Raw genomic sequence first — 20,301 nt, forward strand, 5'->3', positions numbered from 1 at the left:
CTTTGCCGAACCCGATCCCGAACCCTAATTCGTACCCGTACCAGTACCAGTACCGGCACCAGCACCGGCACCTGAGCCGCCACCAAAGCGCTCGCCGAAGAAGTCACCCTCGTTCCACACCGGCCGCGCATCCGCCTCGCCGATGCCCTGGGCGATCCTTGCCGACAGCCGCGCCAGGCGCGCGGCGTCGCCGTAGTGGATCGGCAGGTCGGCCTGGTCGCAGGGGCGGTGGTAGCAGTTGCGCATGAACCAGGTGGCGGAGACCTTGGGGTCGCGCTCGGGGTCGGCCGGCTCGATGCCGCCGTCGAGGTAGACGGCGGGAATGCCTTCGCGCACGAAGGAGAACTGGTCGCTGCGCACGAACACCGCCTCCTCTGGGAACGGGTCCGGCGAGACGCGCACGCCCACGTCGCGCGCGGCGTCCTCGACCACGGCCTTCAGCGACGAGTGCTCGACGCCGATCGGCACCACGTCGCGGCTGGGCGCGGTCAGCACCGGCATGTCGAGGTTGATGTTGGCCACCAGGGTGCCGCCGGCGGCGGGGTTGCGGGCGAACCAGCGCGAGCCGAGCAGGCCCTGCTCTTCGGCGGTGACGGCGACGAAGACCTGCGAGCGGCGCGGCGCTTGGCTGGCGGCGGCCAGCGCGCGCGCGGCCTCGGCCATGATCGCGACGCCCAGGGCGTTGTCGAGCGCGCCGTTGTAGATCGCGTCGCCATCGACCGCGATGCCGGTGCCGACGTGGTCGAGGTGCGCGGTGTGCACGACGTATTCGTCGGCCAGCGTGGGGTCGCGGCCGCGCAGCACGCCGACGACGTTGCGCGACTCCAGCGGCTCGACCCGCGTGCGTACGGCCAGCGAGAGCTGCACCGGCAGCGCGAAGCCGCCGGCTTCACCGGAGCGCGCGCGCTCGGCCAGCTGGGCCGCGCTGCGCTCGCCGCCGGCGAACAGGGTGTCGGCGGCCGCGGCGCTGACGCGGGCGACGACCTTCAGCGCGGGAAACGTGTCCAGGCCACGGCCGTCGGCATCGCGCAGGCGCATCGCCGGCCGGTCCCAGGCCTCCGCGCTGCGCGCCCAGGGCGTGCGCACTTCGTCGGCGGCGGTGCCGACCAGCACGGCGCCCACCGCGCCGCGCTCGGCGACGCTGCGCAGCTTCTCGTCCAGCGCGGCATGGAAGGCGCGCCGGGTGTCGTCGAAGCGCTCGGGTGCGCCGCCGAACATCACCGCCACCTTGCCGCGCAGGTCGAGGCCGGCGAAATCGTCATGGTCGAGGCCCGGCGCATGGATCGCCTGGCCGACGAAGACCGCCGGCGCGTTGACCGCGGCATCGGCGGCGTTGAAGTTGGCCATCGGCAGGAACTGGTCCTGGAAGGCCAGCGCGACGGCGGCGCCCTCGAGCTGCACCTGCAGCTTGGCGCCCTCCGGCACCAGGGTGGCGCGCAGCAGCGGCACGCGCTGGAACCAGCCGCCGTCGTCGCCGCCGGGGGCGAGGCCGGCCTCGGCGAAGCGCGCGGCGACGTGGTCGGCGGCCAGGTCATGGCCCGGCGTGCCGGTTTCGCGGCCCTGCATTCGGTCGTCGGCCAGCGCGCGGACGTCGGCCTCGATGCGCGCGGCGGCGGGGTCCTGCGGTATTTCGGTGGCGCTGGATGCCGCCGCGGCGTCCGGATCGGCGCCGCGCTTGCAGGCCGACAGGCCGGGAAGCAGGGCGAGCGTGGCGGCGGTGGCGAGCGCGAGGGCGCGCGTCTTACGACGGCGTGGGGCGACGGGCATGGCGGGTCCGGCGGCGGTGAAGGCCACAAGCCTAGCGTGCGGTGGCCTCGCGCAGGAACGCCTCGCCGATCGCGCGGGCGTCGGCATAGGGTTCGGGCGCATTGCGGTTGGTCAGCATGACCACGGTGAGGCGCTGTGCGGGCCAGCGCAGGATCACGTTGCGAAAGCCGATGGTTTCGCCGGAGTGCCACAGCAGGCCCCGGCCGTCGAGGCGCCAGCCGTAGCCGTAGGCGGCGACGTCGGCCTCGCCGGTGGGCGTGGTGGTCTGCGGCGAGAAGGCCAGCGCGCGCGAGGCTTCGGAGAGCAGGCGGTCGTCGGCGAGCGCGGCATCCCACCTGGCCAGGTCGTCGATGGAGGAATAGATGCCGCCGTCGCCGAGCACGGCGCTGGTGGTGGACTGGTCGGTACGGCGCCAGCCGTGGCCGTCGGCGCTGTGGCCGTAGGCGCGGGCGTCGACGGTGTTGAGGCCATCGACGAAGGCGACGCTGTGCGTCATGCCCAGCGGAACGAAGATCCGTTCGCGCAGCACGTCCTGGTAGGGCTTGCCGGAGGCCTGTTCGACCACCAGCGCGAGGAGGGCGTAGGCGGAGTTGCTGTAGCGGTAGGCGCTGCCCGGGGCGAAGTAGGGTTCGCCGCCGCTGGCCAGCAGGTCGACCACGCCGGCGTCGCGCACCTGGCCCTGGAAATCGGCGGCCATCAGGTCTTCGTAGTCGTGCAGGCCCGAGGTGTGGCTGAGCAGGTGGTGCAGGGTGACGCCATCGGCGCTGGCCGGCAGCCCCGGCAGCCAGCGGCGCACGGGATCGTCCGGGCGCAGGCGGCCGTCCTCGGCCAGCAGCAGCACGGCGGCGGCGGTGAACTGCTTGCTGACCGAGGCCAGGCGGAAGCTCGTGGCCGGGGTCACCGGCGTGCCGGCATCGACGTCGGCGAGTCCGACGCTGCGGCGCAGGACCGGCTCGCCGTCGCGCAGCACCAGCAGGGCCGCGCCCGGCACTTCGCCGGTGTAGCGCTGCAGGCGGGCGTCGGCTTCGGTCATGGCGTCGCGTCCGGTGGCGGGGGCCCAGGGCAGGGCGACGGCGAGCAGCAGGACGGCGGTGGGCAGGCGCATCGCCGGAGTCTACCCGGCGAGGCCGTGGCCGATGCCGTCAGGGCCGATCCCGTCAGGACCGATCGCGCGGGGGGAACGGCAGGACCTTGCCGCGTTCGTCATCCGTGGGCTCGGGCCGCTGCCACAGCACCGGCACGTCATCCGGCAAGGCCGGTTCGAACTGCGCGCGCTCGGCGGCGGCACGCGCGGCGTCGGCGGCCGCCTGCTCGTCCTCGAGCTCCCAGCTGTAGCGCTTGCGCGGCGGCGCCGGGTCCAGCCGGCGGAACAGCCAGGCCGCGACGATCCCGCCCAGCGCGCCGCCCAGGTGCGACTGCCAGGACACGCCGGGTTCCCGCGGCAGCACGGTCAGCAGCATGCCGCCGTAGAACAGGAAGCCGATCATGGTCGCGGCGATGGCGGCGCGGTCGCGGCGCAGCACGGCCAGGGCGAACACCAGGAACATCAGCCCGTGGGTCACGCCGCTGGCACCCAGGTGCCACGACCCCGGCGCGCCGAGCGCCCAGGCGCCCAGGCCCGAACCCAGCCACATCAGCGGCAGCCCGCGCAGCGAGGCCCTGGGATACACCCAGCCGGCGAGGGTGCCGAGGAACAGCACCGCCGCGCCGTTGGCGACGATGTGGTCGAGCGAGCCGTGCAGCAGCGGCGCGGTGAGGATGCCGAACAGCCCGCGCGCGCTGCCGGGGGAGACCGCGAACAGGCGCGCGTCGAAGCCGGACTGGGCGGCATACACCACCGCAAGCAGGGCGACGAACAGGGCCGACGCGCCGACCGCACGACGGAACCGCCGCCAGTCGGCCGCGCGCTGGGCGGCGGAATCGGGCGGATGGTCGTGGACGGGCAGGTGCATGGTCGAAGCATGGCGGCGGATGCCGGCAACGCAAGGGTGGCGGCCGCGGCACGCCGCGCTTTCACTCGGCTGACGCCGGGCACGGCGGCAGGCGCCCACGCGCGACCCGGTAGAATCGCCGCCATGAACGAAGCCCTCCCCGTCGTCCGCCTGCGCAATGCCTGGCGGTCCAGCCATCCGTGGATTTTCCAGAAGCTGGTCGAGAAGCCGAACCCGCGGCCGAAGCCCGGGACCATCGTCGACGTGGCCGGCATCGACGGCGAGTGGATCGGCCGCGGCTTCTACAACGGCCACTCGCGGATCGCGGTGCGCATCCTCGAGACCGATCCGAACGTGCCGGTCGACGCGGGCTGGTTCTCGCGCAAGATCGCCGACGCCGTGGCGCTGCGCCGCGACGTGCTGCGCCTGGACGATGTGAGCGACGCCTGGCGCGTGGTGCACAGCGAGGGCGACGGCCTGAGCGGCCTGGTGGTCGACCGCTACGCCGACCTGCTGGTGCTGGAATACTTCAGCGCCGGCATGTTCCGCCACCGCGAGTGGATCATGGAGGCGCTGCGCGAGCAGTTCCCGGGCTGCCGCTTCCACGCCTTCGCCGACGAGCACGTGCAGAAGCAGGAAAGCTTCGACTTCCACGGCACGCCCGGCACCGAGCCCGCGATCATCACCGAGCACGGCATCCGCTTCCGTGCCGATCCGGCGGGCGCGCACAAGACCGGCTTCTTCGCCGACCAGCGCGAAAACCGCGAGTGGCTGAGCCGCCAGGTGGCGGGCAAGCGCGTGCTCGACCTGTGCTGCAACACCGGCGGCTTCGCGGTGTATTCGGCGGTGCGCGGCGCGGCGGACGTGGTGGGCGTGGACATCGACGCCGACGTGATCGAACTCGCCAAGGGCAACGCCAAGCTCAACGGCGTGCGCCCGCGCTTCGTGCAGGCCGACATCTTCCCGTGGCTGCGCGACGCGTCGAACGCCGGCGAGCAGTACGACGTGGTGATCCTGGACCCGGCCAAGATGACCCGCGACCGCGAGCAGGTGATCCCGGCGCTGAAGAAGTACCTGGACATGAACAAGCTGGCCCTGTCGGTGGTGAAGCCGGGCGGGCTGCTGGCAACGTTCTCGTGCACCGGGCTTGTGGCCGAGGACCAGTTCCTCGACATGCTGCGGCGCGCGGCGTTCTTCTCCAACCGCACGGTGCAGGTGCTGAAGGTGTCGGGTGCGGGGCCGGACCATCCGTTCATGGCGCATGCGCAGGAATCGCGCTACCTGAAGGCGGTGTTCTGCCGGGTGCTGGACTGACGCGGCAGTTCCCGACGGTTTCAGGCTTCCGGGGTTTCCCGGCTCTCCCGCGTCTGTAGGAGCGGCTACAGCCGCGATCGGGTCTGCCGGATGCCTCCAATCGCGGCTGTAGCCGCTCCTACAGGGGCTGCGGCTCGCGGTTTGCACAGGGTTTGTACAGGCTAAAGGTTGATCAGGGGCTAACCGGTCACTCCCTAGCGTGAGGCGTGCCGCGTCAGGCCACGGATCCGTGGCACGGGACGCGGACATCCCTCCCTTGTCACCGCTCCGGAGCCTCCCATGCGTACCTGGCTGATCCTTCCTCTCACCGCCCTCGTTGCCACCTCCGCGCACGCCGCGGGTCCCGAGGCCGGCCGCTGGTCGATGTCCCTCGTGGGCGGCGTCGACGTGCCCGTGAATGGCGACGTCCACGATGGCGCCATCGCCAACGTGCCCGACCTCGGCCCGCTCAATCCCGACCTGGCCGGCGTCGACGCCGAACTGCGCATCGGCGCGCGCGGGCACGACCGCATCTACGACACGGCCGGCACCGTCGGCATCGAGTTCGCCTACGCCCCCAGCGATCGCACCGAATTCTTCGGCCAGGTCCGGCGCACCGAGGCCGATGACGGCATGGTGCAGGTGGGCGGCGCCTACGTGCCGGCACTCGACGTCGAGCTGCCGGTCTACGGCACGTTCGAGGACTATTCCGCGCTGTCGGCCGAGGTCGGCTACCGCCTGTACTTCGGCACCCCCGGCACGGCGCGTCCCTTCGTGGGTGCGCGGGTCGGTGCGACCCGCGTCGACGAGATCCGCGCCACGTTCGAGATCCCCGACGCCGGCATCATCATCCCCGACGCGCCGTTCTACGACTCGGGCTGGGTGGCAAGCGGCGGCCTGGACGTGGGCGTGATCGTGCCGATCGGCGAGACCTTCAGCATGACCCTGGCCAGCGGCGTGCGCTACACCGCTGACCTGAAGGACGACGACAGCGCGATCGGTGGCCTGGGCCTGGCCACCATCAACGACACGGGCAGCCGCTTCTCGGTGCCGGTGACGCTTTCGGCGCGATGGGATTTCTGATCGCGCCCGCGTGCCTGCCGGCCGGGTGACAGTCGGCGGGCACGTGTCTTTTTCCAGCGGTCGCAGAGGCTGCGATCGCCGCGGCTTACACTGGCCGCATGAACGTCGAACTGGTGTTGATGCTGGTCCTGGCCGTGGCGATCGCCGCCATCGTCATGCTGCTGGTGCAGCTGCGCCGCAACCCGCTGGCCGCCGAGCTGCGCGCCGAGCGCGAGGCCAATCGCGGTGCGGTGGAGGCCGCCGGGCGGCTGCAGGGCCAGCTGGGTGCGGTCACCGCCGAGCTCGAGGCCGCACGCGGCCGCCATGAGCGCGACGCCGCGGCGCTGGCCGACATCCGCGGCGAACTGGAAGCCGCACGCGCGCAGGCGGGACTGGCCGAACGCAGCCTGGCCGAACGCAGCGAAGCGCTGGCCTCGGCGCTGCGCCGCGCCGAAGCGTCCGAAAGCACCTGCGGCGAACTGCGCGAGCACTATCAGCGCTCCGAGCGCAGCTGCGCCGAACTCACCGCCAATCTCGAGCATTCGCACCGCGCGCGCGCCGAGATGCAGGCCTTCATCGACGAGGCGCGGTCACGCCTGTCGTCGGATTTCGCGGCGCTGGCCGGCAGGGTCTTCGACGAACGCGGCAAGCAGTTCGAAGCCAGCGTGCGCGCGGCCAGTGCGCAGGGCCGCACCGACATCGAGGGCCTGCTCAAGCCATTCCAGGACCGGCTGGGCGAGTTCCGCACCCGCATCGACACGCTCTACAGCGACGAGGCCAGGGAGCGCTCGGCGCTGTTCGGCGCGGTGACCGAGCTCAAGACCCTCAACCAGGACATGGCCGGCCACACCGCGGCACTGACCCGCGCGCTGAAGGGCAGCAGCAAGGTGCGCGGCGACTGGGGCGAACTGATCCTGGAAAGCGTGCTGCGCGGCAGCGGGCTGGAGGAGGGCGTGCACTTCGAACGCCAGGCCGCCGCGCGCGACGACGAAGGCCGCGCGCTGCGACCGGACGTGGTGGTGTTCCTGCCCGACGAGCGCAGCGTGGTGGTCGACAGCAAGGTCAACCTGGTGGCCTGGCAGGAGGCCATGAACGCGAGCGACGAGCCCGAGCTGCATGCGGTCGCGCTGCGCCGCCATTGCGACGGGCTGCGGCGCCACGTGAAGGACCTCGCAGACCGTTCCTATCCGGCGGCGATCGGTCCCGACGCGCTCGACGTGACCATCGCCTTCGTGCCGATCGAGGGCGCGCTGTCGGCGGCGCTGGGCTCGGACCCGACGCTGCAGACCTTCGCCTTCGAGAACAAGGTGGTGTTCGCCTCGCCGAACACGCTGATGGCGCTGCTGCGCGTGGTCGACCGGCTGTGGACGCGCGACCGCATCCACCGCCAGGCGCTGCAGATCGGCGAGACCGGCGGGCTGCTGCTGGACGCGCTGCAGGGCTTCCTGGAGGACTTCGAACAGGTGGGCACGCGGCTGGACGCGGTGCAGAAGTCGTACGGCAACGCCAAGCGCCGGCTGGACGAGTCCAACCGCAGCGTGCTGGCACGCGCGCGCCGGCTGACCGAACTGGGCGTGCGCGGCAAGAAGGCGCTGCGCGAGGAGCTGAAGCCGGATGCCGCCGGGCTGGCGCTGACCGCGACCGGGGACGGCTTCGACGAGCCCGCCGAAGCCGAAAGCACCGACGAACCCCTGTAGGAGCGGCTACAGCCGCGATTCGGCCTGGCGGTGCAACCCGCAATCGCCCCTGTAGGAGCGGCTACAGCCGCGATAGGACCTTGCGGTGGCGGTGATCGCGGCTGTAGCCGCTCCTACAGAGTGGGATCGCGGGCGGGGGGCGCGATCGCCAGGCCGCGTCGCGGCTGCGGCCGATCCAACAGGAATCAGGGCGGGCTGGAGCCCGGGATGATCGGCATCACGTCGACGGGGACGGTGGGGTTGGTCTCGTCGTCGAGCAGGTAGTCGGGCAGGTCCTGCTGCTGGTCGCGGCGGATGCGGTCGCCGTGGATCTGGTAGTTGCGGCGCTGCATCCAGGCGTCGCGCACCAGGGCGTATTCGTCGGCGGCGCCTTCGCGCAGGCGGTCGACCGCGAACAGCTGGGTGCGCAGGTCGACCAGCTGCAGGCCCTGCAGGCCGATGCGCACCGTGTCGTCGTTGATCTGCCGGGTGGGCGAGACCTGGCCGTCGCCCACCAGGCCGAAGACATCGCGCACCGTGCGCGGCCCGAACAGGGGCAGCTCGACGAAGCGCGACTGCTCCCAGCCCCACACGCCCAGGGTCTGGCCGAAGTCCTCGCTGCGGTTGGGGATCTTCAGGTGGGTGGCGGGATCGAACAGGCCGGCCATGCCGATGGTGGCGTTGACCACGAACCGGCCCAGCGACTGCCCGGCCTGCTTCGGCTTGCCCTGCAGCAGCGCGTTCAGCGCGCTGACCGGCTGGCCGAGGTTGGAGAAGAAGTTGCCCACGCCCAGGCGCAGCGGGCGCGGCACCACCTTCACGTAGGCGCGCGCCAGCGGCTCGGCGACGGCGCGGTCGATCGCCATGTTGAAGCCGTGGACGCGGCGGTTCCAGTTCTCCCAGGGGTCATGCCCGGGAGAGCCGACCGTCGCCGGTTCAGGCAGGGTCGGATCGGCGATGGGGTCGTAGACGTCGCCGCCGTAGATGGCGGCGAAGTCGAGCTCGGCCTGGGTGGCGGCCGACACGGGGCCCTGGGCGGCCGGCGCTCCGGAGCCATCGGCGGCCATCGGCGCGCCGCCCGGGTCTTCTTCAACGGCAAGCGCACCGTCGCCGGTCTGGTTCGTGGCCGCGTCGGGCGGAACGTCCACGGCTGCGGACGTCGCTGCATCCTGGCCATGGCCCGCAGCGTCGCCGGCCGTTGGCGCCGGCGCTTCGGTGGCTGCAACCGGCATCGCGCCCGACGGTGCGGGCGCGCGCGGCGCCGTGCCCGCGCAGCCGGCCAGCAGGGCGACGCCCAGGGCGAATACGGCCAGCCGCCGCGGAGTGGATGACGGGCTGTGCATGTGGTGTGCGTCCATGTCAGGCGCCGAAGCCCAGCGCCGCGTCCAGGCGGTAGGCGGCGCGCAGGTCGGCGAGGCCGGGGGGGGTGCCGACGACCTCGATGCCCGCGCTGCCGGCGGCGTCGGCGAGTGCCGACAGCAGCGCCAGGCCGGCGCTGTCCAGTCGGGTCACGCCGGCGATGTCGATGCGGCGCGCGCCCGCGCACTGCGGGCGTGCGCTGCGCCACAGCGCGGGAACGGTGTCGCCGGTGGCGGCGCCGCTGACGCGCAGCGCGTCGCCGTCCCGGCTTATGGCGGCGTCAGGTGCCGGCATCGGCCTGGATCCGCCCGGCGCGCAGGTCGGCGGCGACGTCGCGGATCGGCTTGCGCGACAGCGGCGTGTCGAACTGCTGGCGGAAGGTCTGCACGAACGAGACACCCTCGACCATCACGTCGAACACGCGCCAGCCGTCGGCGGTCTGCCGCATCAGGTAGTCGACCGGGATCGGCTCGCCGCCCTGGCGCAGCATCTCGCTGGACACCTTGACGCCGAGGCCGCGCGGCAGCGGGGTTTCCGCCTTCACGCGCACCCGCAGGCGGGTGTTGAAGTCGAGCAGCGAGCTGCCGTAGCGGCGCATCAGGCTGTCGGCGAGCGCATCGGCGAACACCTTGACCTCGGCATCGTCGGCGCCGCGGCCGTGGCGCCCGAGCACCTGGCGGGCCGAGTACTCGCGGTCGAACATCTGGTCGAACTCGCCGGCGATGAAGGCCTGCAGCTTGCCGCGGTCGGCGGTGAACTCGGCGCGGCGCGATTCCAGCGTGGTGAGGATGCGCTGGCTGTTGTCGAGCACGAGCTTGCTCGGCGAGCCCTGCGTGGTGGCGGCGGCGGTGGCGGGCTTGGCCGCGGCGGCGGGCCCGGCCTGGGCGTGCGCGGACAGCGGCAGCGCGGCAAGCACCGCCGAGGCCAGCACGAGGGGAATCAGGGGACGAAACGTCATGGGGTGGGCTCCGTGGGGGGCGGGGTATCGGTTGCGGGGTCTGCGGGGCCATCCTCGCCACCGCCGCTGAACATGTACTTGCCGACCATCTGCATCAGGTCGACGGCGGGCTGGGTGTAGACCAGTTCCTCGCCGGGCTGGAACACCTCGAGGTCGCCGCCCGGCTGCAGGCCAACATAGCTTTCGCCAAGCAGTCCGCCGGTGAGGATCTGCGCCGAGGTGTCGATCGGGATCTCGTTGAAGCGGCTGTCGATCGCCAGGGTCACGATGGTGTCGAACTTGACCGGATCAAGGTCGATCGCCGACACGCTGCCGATCGTCACGCCGCCGACCTTCACCGGCGCGTTGGGACGCAGCTGGCCGAGGTTGGTGAAGCGCGCGGTCAACTCGTAGCTGTCGCGGGCGAAGCCGAACTTGCCATTGGTCGAGGCCACCGCCAGCACCAGCACGGAGGCGAGCGCCAGCAGCAGGAACGCTCCGACGGCGAATTCGAGTCTGGGACCACGGGATGTGTTCATGGGGACCTCGGGGGGCACGAAGGGCAAGAGCTTTTTTGCCACGGATTTACGCGGATAAGAGCGGATCTACACGGATAGAGCTTTTCAATAGGAACGCTTTGGACCTATCCGCGTGAATCCGTGTGCATCCGCGTAAATCCGTGGCAAAAATGCTCTCCCGTCCATCACCGGAACAGCAGCGCGGACAGGACGAAGTTGAACATCAGGACCAGCAGGGAGGCGTTGACGACCGCGCGGGTGGTGGCGACCGAGGTGCCTTCGATGGTCGGTTCGGCGTGGAAGCCGACGTAGGCCGCGACCAGGGCCGCGGTGCCGCCGAAGATCGCCGACTTCAGGAAGGCGACCAGGAAGTCGTCGTGGAAATCGACCACGTCGCGCATGGTCTGCCAGAAGGTGCCGTTCTCCACGCCCAGGATCTGCACGGCCTCGAACCAGCTGGCCGAGAGCGCCAGGCTGACGAAGAACGCGGTCAGCAGCGGCACGCAGATCACCGCTGCCCAGAAGCGCGGCGCCACGGCCTTGGCCACCGGGTCGATCGCCATCAGGCCCAGGGCCTGGATCTGGTCGGTGGCGCGCATCAGCGCCAGCTCGGCGGCGATCGAGGACCCAGCGCGGCCGATGAACAGCAGCGCGGTCAGCACCGGCGCCAGCTCGCGGTACAGGCCCAGCCCGATCAGCACGCTGACCTGGTTGGCGGCGCCGTAGGTCTCCAGCGCGCGATAGCCGAGCAGGGTCAGCGACAGGCCGACGAAGGCACCGCCCACGGCAATGATCGGCAGCGAACGTGCGCCGATCTTGTAGATCTCGCGCAGCAGCTCGGCGAAGAAGTCGGGCGTCGGCTTCGAGGCCCTGAACACCGACAGCGAGAACAGTCCGGCGCGGCCAAGCGAACGGGTGCTGGAGATGAAGGGCATCAGCGGGCCTCGGCGTCGGGATGCGGCGCAGGGGTGGCGCCAGTTGCGGCGTGCGCCACGCCCGGGGTCCCAACGGTGGCGCCGGCTGCGGGCGCCACAACGCGCGCAGGCTCGGCGGCTTCGGCACGCGCCAGCGCATCGCGCGCGCTGGGCTGGGCCGAGGCCGGGTCGAAGGCGATCGGACCGTCGGGTTCGCCGCGCAGGAACTGGCGCAGCAGCGGGTCGTCGCTGGCTTCGAGCTCGGCCGGCGTGCCGGCGAAGACGATGCCGCGGTTGGCGGTCACCAGCACCTGGTCGGCGATCGGCAGGGTCTCGCGCACGTGGTGGCTGACGATGATGCTGGTCATGCCCAGGGTGGCGTTGAGGCGCGCGATCAGCGACATGATCACGCCCGACGCGATCGGGTCGAGGCCGGTGAGCGGCTCGTCATAGAGCATCAGCGGCGGGTCGAGCGCGATCGCGCGCGCCAGCGCCACGCGGCGCGCCATGCCGCCCGACAGCTCGCGCGGGTACAGGTCGACGGCGGTGCGCAGGCCAACGGCGTGCAGCTTCATCAACACCAGCTGCTCGATCACCGGCAGCGGAAGCCGGGTGTGCGCGCGCAGCGGCAGGGCCACGTTCTCGCCGGCGCTGAGGTCGGTCAGCAGGCCATTGCCCTGCAGCAGCACGCCGATGCTCTTGCGCAGCTCCAGCAGCTCGCGATGACGGCGCGGCACGGGCTGGCCAAACACTTCAACGCGTCCCGCGGCCGGGACCAGCTCGCCGGTCAGCGCCGCGAGCAGGGTCGACTTGCCGCTGCCGGACGGGCCGAGGATCGCGGTCACGCTGCCGCGCGGCACCTCCAGGTCGATGCCCGACAGGATCGTGCGCGCACCGCGATCCAGGCGCACGCCGGAGAGGCGGACGGCGGGGACGTGCGATGCGGGCTGCGCAGCGTGGGGCATGGGCCTGGACGGTAGCGGGGACAGAACCGCGGAAGCATCTCGCGTCACGGCTGAACGCGGGCGGAGCGGATCGCCCCATGATTATCGCGCATGTCCCCTGTAGGAGCGGCTAAAGCCGCGATGGCCCGCGGTCGCGGCAAGGCGACCATCATCATCGCCAGCGCGGATCGCGGCTGTAGCCGCTCCTACAGGGGTGCCGCCAGCGCGGATCGCGGCTGTAGCCGCTCCTACAGAGGGGTGCCACACGCCTGATCGCGGCTGTAGCCGCTCCTGCAGTGGTCGCGTCTGCAGGGGCGGTATCAGCGGCTGCGACGGGGCTGCGGCATCATGGCTGCATGACCCAGGGGACCGGCGACTTCCGCCTCTATCACTCGAACGCGCTCGACGTGCTGGCCGGCCTGCTGGCCGCCGAGTTGCGCACGCCGGCGCCGGGACAGGGCCTGCTGGAGCCCGATGTCGTGCTGATCCCGCAGCCGGCGATGCGCCGCTGGCTGCAGGCCAGCCTGGCCGAGGCGCACGGCGTGGCGGCCAACCTGGAGTTCCTGACGCCGGGCGAGTTCGTGCAGCGCGCGCTGGATGCCAACGTGCCCGGCCGCGGCGAGGATCTCGACGCCGCGGCGCTGCGCTGGCGCATCCACGCGGCGCTGTCGGATCCGGCGGTGCTGCGCGACCGCGCGCTGCAGCCGATGCGCGCGTACCTGGACTCCGCGCCCGATCCGCTCAAGGGCTGGTCGCTGGCCGGCGAACTCGCGCAGGCCTTCGAGAAGTACAAGGCCTGGCGCCGCGAGTGGCTGCTCGCATGGGAGGCCGGCGAGGCGCCGCGTGATCCGCAGGCCGCGCTGTGGCGGCGCGTGGCCGGCGGCACGGGGCACCGTGCGCGACGCATCGAGGACTACCTGCGCGGCTTCGCGGCGCCGGGCGCGCCGCTGCCGATGGGACTGCCGAAGCGCCTGTTCGCCTTCGCCATCCTCAACGTCTCGCCCGACGTGCTGCGCGTGATCGCAAGCGTTGCGCGCGTCGGCACCCTGCACCTGTACGTGCCCTCGCCCAGCCGCGACTACTGGGGCGACCTGCAGCGCGCGCGCGGCGGCGATCCGGACGCGGCGGCCGGCGAGAACCCGCTGCTGCGCGCCTGGGGCGCGGCCGGACGCGATTTCATGGCGGTGCTGGGCAACTACGAAGTCGTGCACCCGGACATCGAGTTCCGCGGCGACGCCGATCCCGGCGAAGGCGGCGGCGCGCTCCAGGGCAGCCTGCTGCGCCGGCTGCAGTCGGACCTGTTCCACCGTCTGCCGTCGCCGCCGCCGGCGCCGACCGCGGACGATCCGCGCACGCGCCTGCCCGCGCTGCGCCGTGATGATCCCAGCCTGCAGGTGCACGCCTGCCACACCCGCCTGCGCGAGCTGCAGGTGCTGCACGACCAGCTGCGCGCGCTGTTCGAGCCCGGCTCGCCCGAAGGCGCGCGCTTCGATCCGCCGCTGCAGCCGCGCGACGTCGCGGTGCTGGCGCCGGACATCGATCCCTACCTGCCATACCTGGACGCCGTGTTCGGCGGCCGCGGCCGCGCGGACGCCGGCTTCAACCAGGCGATTCCCTATGCCGTCGCCGATGCCAGCCCGCTGGCCGGCGAGCCGCTGGCCGATGTCTTCCTGCGCCTGCTGGCGCTGCCGGTGGCGCGCTTCGGCCTGGTCGAGACGCTGGACCTGCTGGCCAGCCCGCCGCTGGCCGAAGCCGCTGCGCTGGACGCGGCCGCCTTCGATCGCCTGCACGCCAGGCTGCACGCCGCCGGCGCGCGCTGGGGCCTGGATGCCGCGCACCGCGCACGCCTGGATGCGCCGCCAGACGATGCCTACACCTGGGCCTTCGCCCTCGACCGGCTGCTGCTGGGCCATGCCACCGGCAGCGATGCGCCGATCACCGGCGCCGACGGCGGCACCGTCGCACCGATGCCGGAGCTGGAAGGCAGCGCGCTCGACGCGCTCGACACCCTGGTGCGGCTGCTGCGCGTGCTCGCCCGCCATGCCCGCGTGCTGGATGAAGCGCTGACGCCCGACGGCTGGCGCGAGCGGCTGCTGGGCCTGCTCGACGCGCTGCTGCCGCGGCCGCCTGCATCGCCCGCCACGCGCCGCGCGCTCGACCGTCTGCGCACGCTGGTCGATGACTTCGCCGCCGACGCCCGTCGCGCCGGCGTCGAGCTGCCGGTGCCAGCCGAGATCGTGCGCGCGCACTTCGCGGCCGCGCTGTCCGAGGCCGACACCCGCGCACCGCTGCTCACCGGCGGCGTCAGCATCGCGCGCATGGTGCCGATGCGCCTGCTGCCCTTCCGCGTGATCTGCCTGCTGGGCATGGACGACGGCGCCTTCCCGCGCCGCGATCCCGCCGGCGGCCTGGACCGGCTCACCTCGGAGCTGGCCGGTGGTGGACGGCGCCTGCCCGGAGACCGCTCGACCCGCGACGACGACCGCTTCCTGTTCCTGCAGCTGTTCGCCGCCGCGCAGGACGTGTTCTACGTCAGCTACCAGGGCGCCGACCCGCGCGACGGCAGCGTGCGCGAGCCGTCGGTGCTGGTGGCCGACCTGCTGGCCGCCGCCGATGCGCAGCACGCGCCCGAGGCGAAGGCGGCCGAGGCGCTGGTGGTGCGGCATCCGCTGCAGCCGTTCGCGTCGGCGGCGTTCGGTGGCGGCGACGAACCGAGACGCTTCTCGTACAGCGCACAGTGGTGGCCGGCGGCAGCGCAGCCGTTCGCCCGGCGGGTGGCGTTGCCGGCGTGGTTTGATGGGGTCGCCTTGCCTGCGATGGATGCAGGCGAGAGCGGTGGCAGCGACACGTCCGGCGGCACAGGCGGCTCTGTAAACGTTGTGCAGGCTGACAGTTCAGGTGGCGCGGCAAGCGACAGCAGGGCGGGCGGCAACAGCGTGCTCGCGCTCGATGCGCTCCGCAGATTCCTCCAGGCGCCCGCCGAAGCCTTCCTCCGCCAGCGCCTCGGCCTGCGGCTGGCCGACATCGAAGACGTCGACGCGGACGTCGAGCCGCTGCTTGCACCCGGCCGGGGCTTCGCGCGTCAGGTCCTGCAGAAGGCGGTGTTCGACGCCGTGCTGCGCGGCGACGATGACGCCACCACCCACGCCCTGCTGCGCGCGCGCGGGCTGCTGCCGTCGGGTCCGCTGGGGCGGCGCGCGCTGGAGCAGATGCGCGGACAGGTCGATCCCTACGCGCTGGCGTTCGGCGGCTGGCGCGGCGATGCCACGCCGGACGCGCATCGCCTCGAGGTGGCGCTTGATGGCGTGACCCTGCAGGGCCGCCTCGCCGACGTCTACGACCACGGCATCGTGCGCGTGCGCTTCGATCCACCCGCCGGCCAGTCGGCGATCCGCAACGGCCTGGACTGGCTGCTGGCCAGCGCCGCGGGCCTGGCCAAGCCGCTGGTCGAGTTCCACGAAGACCGCGAGCTTGGCGCCGGCCCGCATCTGCGCGCGCCGCTGGATCCGGCGCAGGCGCGCGCGCTGCTGCGCATGCTGGTCGCGCTGCAGGACCGCGGCCTGCGCGAGCCGCTGCCGTTCGCACCCTACAGCGGCTGGGAGTTCTTCAAGGCCGGCGACATGCGGAAGGGCCTGGAGGCCGCGTCGAAGAAGTGGCATGGCGGCGACTTCAGCTGGGGCGAAAGCACCGGCGAGGCGCTGCAGCTGGCGCTGCGCGGGCGCGATCCGTTCGCCGACGAGGCCACGCAGGTCGCCTTTGTCGACCTGGCGATGCGGATCTACGGCGCCGTGGCCAAGGGCGAGCTCTATGCCGGGACCGACCTCGCCGCGCTGCGCGCGATTGCCGCCGGGCTCGACGTGGAGGAGGCGGAATGAGTGGCGCTGAAACGACATGAGCAAGGCGGAAGAAATGACCCCGGACACTAGCGCTGCGTCCTTGTCGCCCGGTGATCCGTACCTGGAACTCGCGCTCGACGGCGTCCACGCCATCGAGGCCTCGGCGGGCACCGGCAAGACCTTCACCCTGGCCACGCTGGTGGTGCGCCTGGTCGTCGAGCGCGGCCTGCGCGTGTGCCACGTGCTGGCGGTGACGTTCACCGAGGCCGCGACCCAGGAGCTGCGCAGCCGCATCCGCGCGCGCCTGCTGCTGGCCGAGCAGCTGGTCGGCACGCCGCCGCCGGCCGATGCCGCGCCGGACGCCACGCTGACCCACGCCGTGCTCGACGCACACCTCGCGCGCGGCATGGAGAGCGCCGACGCCCTGCGCCGCCGCCTGCACGCGGCGGCCAACGACATCGACCTCGCGGCCATCTTCACCATCCACGGCTTCTGCGCCCGCGTGCTGCGCGAGCACGCGCTGGAAGCGGGGCAGGCCTTCGATGCGCCGGAGTTGCTGACCAGCGACGCGCCGCTGTACGAGGCCATCGCGGCCGACCTCTGGCGCACGCATGGCAGCGACGGCGAGGCGGCCGACGATCTCCTGGCGCTGTGGCCGCAGGGCCCGCCGTCGCTGGCCTGCGACCTGCCGCTGCTGGTGCGCGAGGACACGCTGCGCCCGATGCTGTCCGAGCTGCCGGCCGACCCCGCGCCGCGCCTGCACGCGACCGGCGAGGCATTGGCCGAGGCCTTCCGCGCGGATGGCGACGACTTCCGCGCGTCGCTGGTCTCGGCGGTGGAAGGCAAGGTGCTGCACGGCGGCAGCTACAAGGCCGCGTGGATCGCCGAGCTGTTCGACTCGCTGCGGCAGTGGTGCCACGCCGGCGAACGCGGCACGCCCTTCCAGCACGCCAAGCTGCCGCAGCTCACGCGCGACACCCTGCAGCAGCGCACCAGCGTCAAGCACGCCGGCCGCACGCCCGACTCGCCCGTCTGCGATGCCGTGCCCGCCTACCTCGACGCACTCGCCGCGATGGCCGAGTGGCAGGACGCGCGCCGGGTCGAGCTGCTGCATCGCCTGCGCGACGACGCCCGCCAGCGCGTTGCCCGCGCCAAGCGCCAGCAGCGCGTGCAGACCTACGACGACCTGATCGACCGCGTGGCCGATGCCATCGACGGTCCCGGCGCCGGCGAACTCGTCGCACGCCTGCGCGCCCAGTACAGCGTCGCCTTGGTCGACGAGTTCCAGGACACCGATGCCCGCCAGTGGCGCATCTTCGACCATGTCTTCGGCGCCGCCAGCGCCACGCTGCACGGACAGTCGCCCGCACTGTTCGTGATCGGCGATCCCAAGCAGGCGATCTACGGCTTCCGCGGCGGCGACGTCGAGACCTACCTCGCCGCGCGCGACACGGCGCGCGACGCGCCGCCGCTGTCGCGGAACTTCCGCTCGCGGCCCTCGGTGCTGCGCGCGGTGTCGGCGCTGTACGCACAGGCGCAGGCAACCTCCGATGCCGACGCGTCGGCGGATCCGGCCAGGACGATCCCGCCGCCCTTCATCGACCCGCGCATCGGCTTCCGCGAAGTGCTGCCCGGCGGCGTGCGCAGCGACGCGGACTTCCTGCGCGATGGCGCTGCTGCACCCGCACTCACCCTGTGGCGCGCGCCGCTGCCGGACGACGTCGACAGCAAGGGCAAGCTGAAGCCGCATAGGGCCGGCCGCTCGCGCGAGCTCGCCAGCGCCGCCTGCGTGGCCGCGATCCACCGCGTGCTGTGCGATGCGCGCGCCGGCAGGGCGAGCATCGAGGGCCGCCCCGTGCAGGCCGGCGACATCGCCGTTCTGGTGCGCACCCACAGCGAGGCCACGCGCATCCGCCACGCGCTGGCGATGGCCGGCATCCCCGCGGTGGCCGCCGGCAAGCAGAGCCTGTTCGCCACGCCCGAGGCGCGCGACCTGCACGCCCTGCTGCTCGCACTGCTGCACGGCGCCGACGACGGCCGCCTGCGCATGGCGCTGTCGACCGTGCTGGTCGGCCTGGACGCGACCGCCATCGCCGCGATGGACCAGGACGGCGACGCGCTGCGCCACTGGCAGCTCGAAGCCCTGGGCTGGCGCGAGCGCCTGCAGCGCGGCGGCCCGCTGGCCCTGGTCAATGCGCTGGGCGCCGAACACGCCGGCCGCGTGCTCGGCCTGCTCGACGGCGAGCGGCGCCTCACCAACTATCTGCAGCTGGCCGAGCTGCTGCAGGACGCGCAGTCACGCGCGCTCGGCCTGCACGGCCTCGTCGACTGGCTGGCGAACGCCATCGCCGACGCCAACGCCAACGACGAGAGCCAGCTGCTGCGCCTGGAGTCGGACGCGAAGCGCGTGCAGGTGGTGACCCTGCACAAGAGCAAGGGCCTCGAATACCCGCTGGTGTTCATGCCCTTCGCCGCCATCGGCGCGCATGCGCGCAATCCGGGCCAGCGCGCCGTGGTCAACATCGAGGGCCGGCGCGTGCTGCACTGGAAGCTGCTGGCGTCGCAGTCGGGCTGGGAGGAGGCGAAGGATGCGTGGACGCTCGCCCAGCGCGCCGAGGACGCGCGCCTGCTCTACGTCGGCCTGACCCGCGCGCGCCATGCGCTGTGGCTGGCGACGGGGATGTTGTGCAACCACGACAGGTCGCCGCTGCAGCACATGGTGGCCAAGCCGGAGGCGCTGGTGGACGCACTGGGTCCCGACGTCGTCGCGATCGACAGCGACGCGCCGCCGGCCTCGCTGCCGTGGCTGCCGCCGGCCTCCGCCGACGTCGTGCCGCCGGCACGCACCGCCGCGCGGTCGCTCGCCAGCGACTGGTGGGTTTACAGCTTCACCCAGCTGGCGAATGCCGAAGGGCAGGAGGACACGGCGGCCAGTGCGACGCAGCCGGCGGCGGGTGGGCAGGACGAGCCCTCGGGCGAGGTCGATGCCGACGTGGACGTGACGATGTCCGCGAGCGCGCGCGTTGATGCGGGCCGGGGCATTCGCGACGCCGTCCCTGCGGATGAGGGCATTCGCGACGCCGCCGCCGCGGGCGCGGACGCGCACGACGACGTCGCCGGGGACGCAGGCATCGGCGCGCGAGACGCCCTGCATCCGCCAAGCGCCGGCGCAGCGGCCCACGTCTTCGACCCGCGCTTCGCCGGAACCCGCTTCGGCGTGGTGCTGCATGACGTGCTGGAACACACCGACTTCGCGCGCTGGTCCACGTGGACGCCCGGTGCGCCCGCGCCCACGACCGACGACACCGCGCTGATCGCCGAACGCCTGCGCGCCGGCGGCTACCCGGCCGAAGACATCGACGACGGCATCAGTGTGCTCACCCCGCTCATCGGCCACACGCTCACCGTGGCCCTGCCCGAAGGCGTGCGCCTGGCCGACGTACCCGCGGACCGGCGCCGCCCGGAGATCGAATTCCAGTTCGCGCTCGCGCCCACGCGCGTCGACGCGCTGCTCGCGCTGCTGCACCGCCACGGCTTGCTCACCGCGCGCCAGGGCTTCGGCGCGCGCCGCCGGCTGGAAGGCCTGATGACCGGCCTGATCGACCTCACCTACGTGCACGACGGTCGCTGGTACGTGCTCGACTACAAGTCCAACCGCCTGCCCGGCTACGGCTCCGCGCAGCTGGATGAGGCGATGGCGCACAGCGAGTACGACCTGCAGGCGCTGATCTACACGCTGGCGTTGCATCGCTGGCTGCACTTCCGGCTGGATGACAGGTACGACTACGCCCGCGACTTCGGCGGCGTGCGTTACGTGTTCTGCCGCGGCCTGGATGCCGCGCGCACGGATGCGCAGGGCGTGCAGGCTTGGCGCTTTGATCCGGAGCTGGTCGAAGAACTCGACGCGCTGTTTTCTGGCCACTCCGTGGAGGTTGCGGCATGAGCACGCTCCCGCTGTTTCCTGAAAGCCAGGCTGGCGACGCAGTCGACAAGGCCGACAAGGCCGAAAAGGCCGACACGGTCGTCGACGCGGAAGCGATCGCGCCAGACGTGCACCATGCGCT

General features: G+C 72.5%; 13 protein-coding genes and 1 pseudogene. 5 read left to right on the plus strand and 9 right to left on the minus strand.

All coding sequences use genetic code 11. The features are described from left to right. Positions 1-24: 24 nt before the first annotated feature. The 3 genes from JGR68_RS00335 to JGR68_RS00345 form a co-directional block, all read right to left on the minus strand. Complete coding sequence (locus JGR68_RS00335) at positions 25-1,767, minus strand: M20/M25/M40 family metallo-hydrolase (RefSeq protein ID WP_199363088.1); 1,743 nt, start codon at positions 1,765-1,767, stop codon at positions 25-27. A gap of 31 nt (positions 1,768-1,798) precedes the next feature. Then, on the minus strand, positions 1,799-2,800 hold the full coding sequence (locus JGR68_RS00340; protein ID WP_234446666.1) for a serine hydrolase domain-containing protein: 1,002 nt from the start codon (positions 2,798-2,800) through the stop codon (positions 1,799-1,801). A 124-nt stretch (positions 2,801-2,924) separates the two neighbouring features. After that, the gene (locus JGR68_RS00345) at positions 2,925-3,719 is read right to left on the minus strand and encodes a rhomboid family intramembrane serine protease (protein WP_199363086.1); all 795 of its coding nucleotides are present in this window, start codon (positions 3,717-3,719) and stop codon (positions 2,925-2,927) included. Between the two features lie 123 nt (positions 3,720-3,842). On the opposite strand from JGR68_RS00345, the gene JGR68_RS00350 reads away from it, so the two are divergent. From JGR68_RS00350 to rmuC, 3 genes are all read left to right on the plus strand, one after another. Continuing rightward, positions 3,843-5,012, plus strand: a complete 1,170-nt coding sequence (locus tag JGR68_RS00350) for a class I SAM-dependent rRNA methyltransferase (protein WP_199363085.1) — start codon at positions 3,843-3,845, stop codon at positions 5,010-5,012. Positions 5,013-5,291: 279 nt separating this feature from the next. Continuing rightward, on the plus strand, positions 5,292-6,074 hold the full coding sequence (locus JGR68_RS00355; protein ID WP_199363083.1) for a hypothetical protein: 783 nt from the start codon (positions 5,292-5,294) through the stop codon (positions 6,072-6,074). A gap of 98 nt (positions 6,075-6,172) precedes the next feature. Next, positions 6,173-7,750, plus strand: a complete 1,578-nt coding sequence (gene rmuC, locus JGR68_RS00360; RefSeq protein ID WP_199363081.1) for a DNA recombination protein RmuC — start codon at positions 6,173-6,175, stop codon at positions 7,748-7,750. A 185-nt stretch (positions 7,751-7,935) separates the two neighbouring features. Here the strand turns inward: rmuC and JGR68_RS00365 are convergent, their stop codons facing one another. The 6 genes and pseudogenes from JGR68_RS00365 to JGR68_RS00390 all read right to left on the minus strand — a co-directional run. Continuing rightward, complete coding sequence (locus JGR68_RS00365) at positions 7,936-9,072, minus strand: VacJ family lipoprotein (RefSeq protein ID WP_199363079.1); 1,137 nt, start codon at positions 9,070-9,072, stop codon at positions 7,936-7,938. Between the two features lie 16 nt (positions 9,073-9,088). Continuing rightward, positions 9,089-9,382 (minus strand): STAS domain-containing protein, encoded by a 294-nt coding sequence (locus tag JGR68_RS00370; protein ID WP_199363077.1) that lies wholly within the window; start codon positions 9,380-9,382, stop codon positions 9,089-9,091. Then, on the minus strand, positions 9,369-10,046 hold the full coding sequence (locus JGR68_RS00375; protein WP_199363075.1) for an ABC transporter substrate-binding protein: 678 nt from the start codon (positions 10,044-10,046) through the stop codon (positions 9,369-9,371). The genes JGR68_RS00370 and JGR68_RS00375 overlap by 14 nt, the downstream gene beginning before the upstream one ends. Then, the gene (gene mlaD / locus JGR68_RS00380) at positions 10,043-10,564 is read right to left on the minus strand and encodes an outer membrane lipid asymmetry maintenance protein MlaD (RefSeq protein ID WP_199363073.1); all 522 of its coding nucleotides are present in this window, start codon (positions 10,562-10,564) and stop codon (positions 10,043-10,045) included. The genes JGR68_RS00375 and mlaD overlap by 4 nt, the downstream gene beginning before the upstream one ends. 164 nt (positions 10,565-10,728) lie before the next feature. Then, positions 10,729-11,478, minus strand: coding sequence for an MlaE family lipid ABC transporter permease subunit (locus JGR68_RS00385; RefSeq protein WP_199363071.1), 750 nt, complete (start codon positions 11,476-11,478; stop codon positions 10,729-10,731). Between the two features lie 161 nt (positions 11,479-11,639). Next, a pseudogene (locus tag JGR68_RS00390) lies at positions 11,640-12,422 on the minus strand (ATP-binding cassette domain-containing protein); the annotation flags it as partial. 335 nt (positions 12,423-12,757) lie between these two features. On the opposite strand from JGR68_RS00390, the gene recC reads away from it, so the two are divergent. Continuing rightward, positions 12,758-16,276 (plus strand): exodeoxyribonuclease V subunit gamma, encoded by a 3,519-nt coding sequence (recC, locus tag JGR68_RS00395; protein ID WP_199363066.1) that lies wholly within the window; start codon positions 12,758-12,760, stop codon positions 16,274-16,276. Positions 16,277-16,310: 34 nt separating this feature from the next. Further along, positions 16,311-20,180, plus strand: coding sequence for an exodeoxyribonuclease V subunit beta (locus JGR68_RS00400; RefSeq protein WP_234446537.1), 3,870 nt, complete (start codon positions 16,311-16,313; stop codon positions 20,178-20,180). Positions 20,181-20,301 lie beyond the last annotated feature (121 nt).

Origin of the sequence: Luteimonas sp. MC1750, from assembly GCF_016615955.1 — a bacterium.
In the GTDB taxonomy this organism is placed as follows: domain Bacteria; phylum Pseudomonadota; class Gammaproteobacteria; order Xanthomonadales; family Xanthomonadaceae; genus Luteimonas.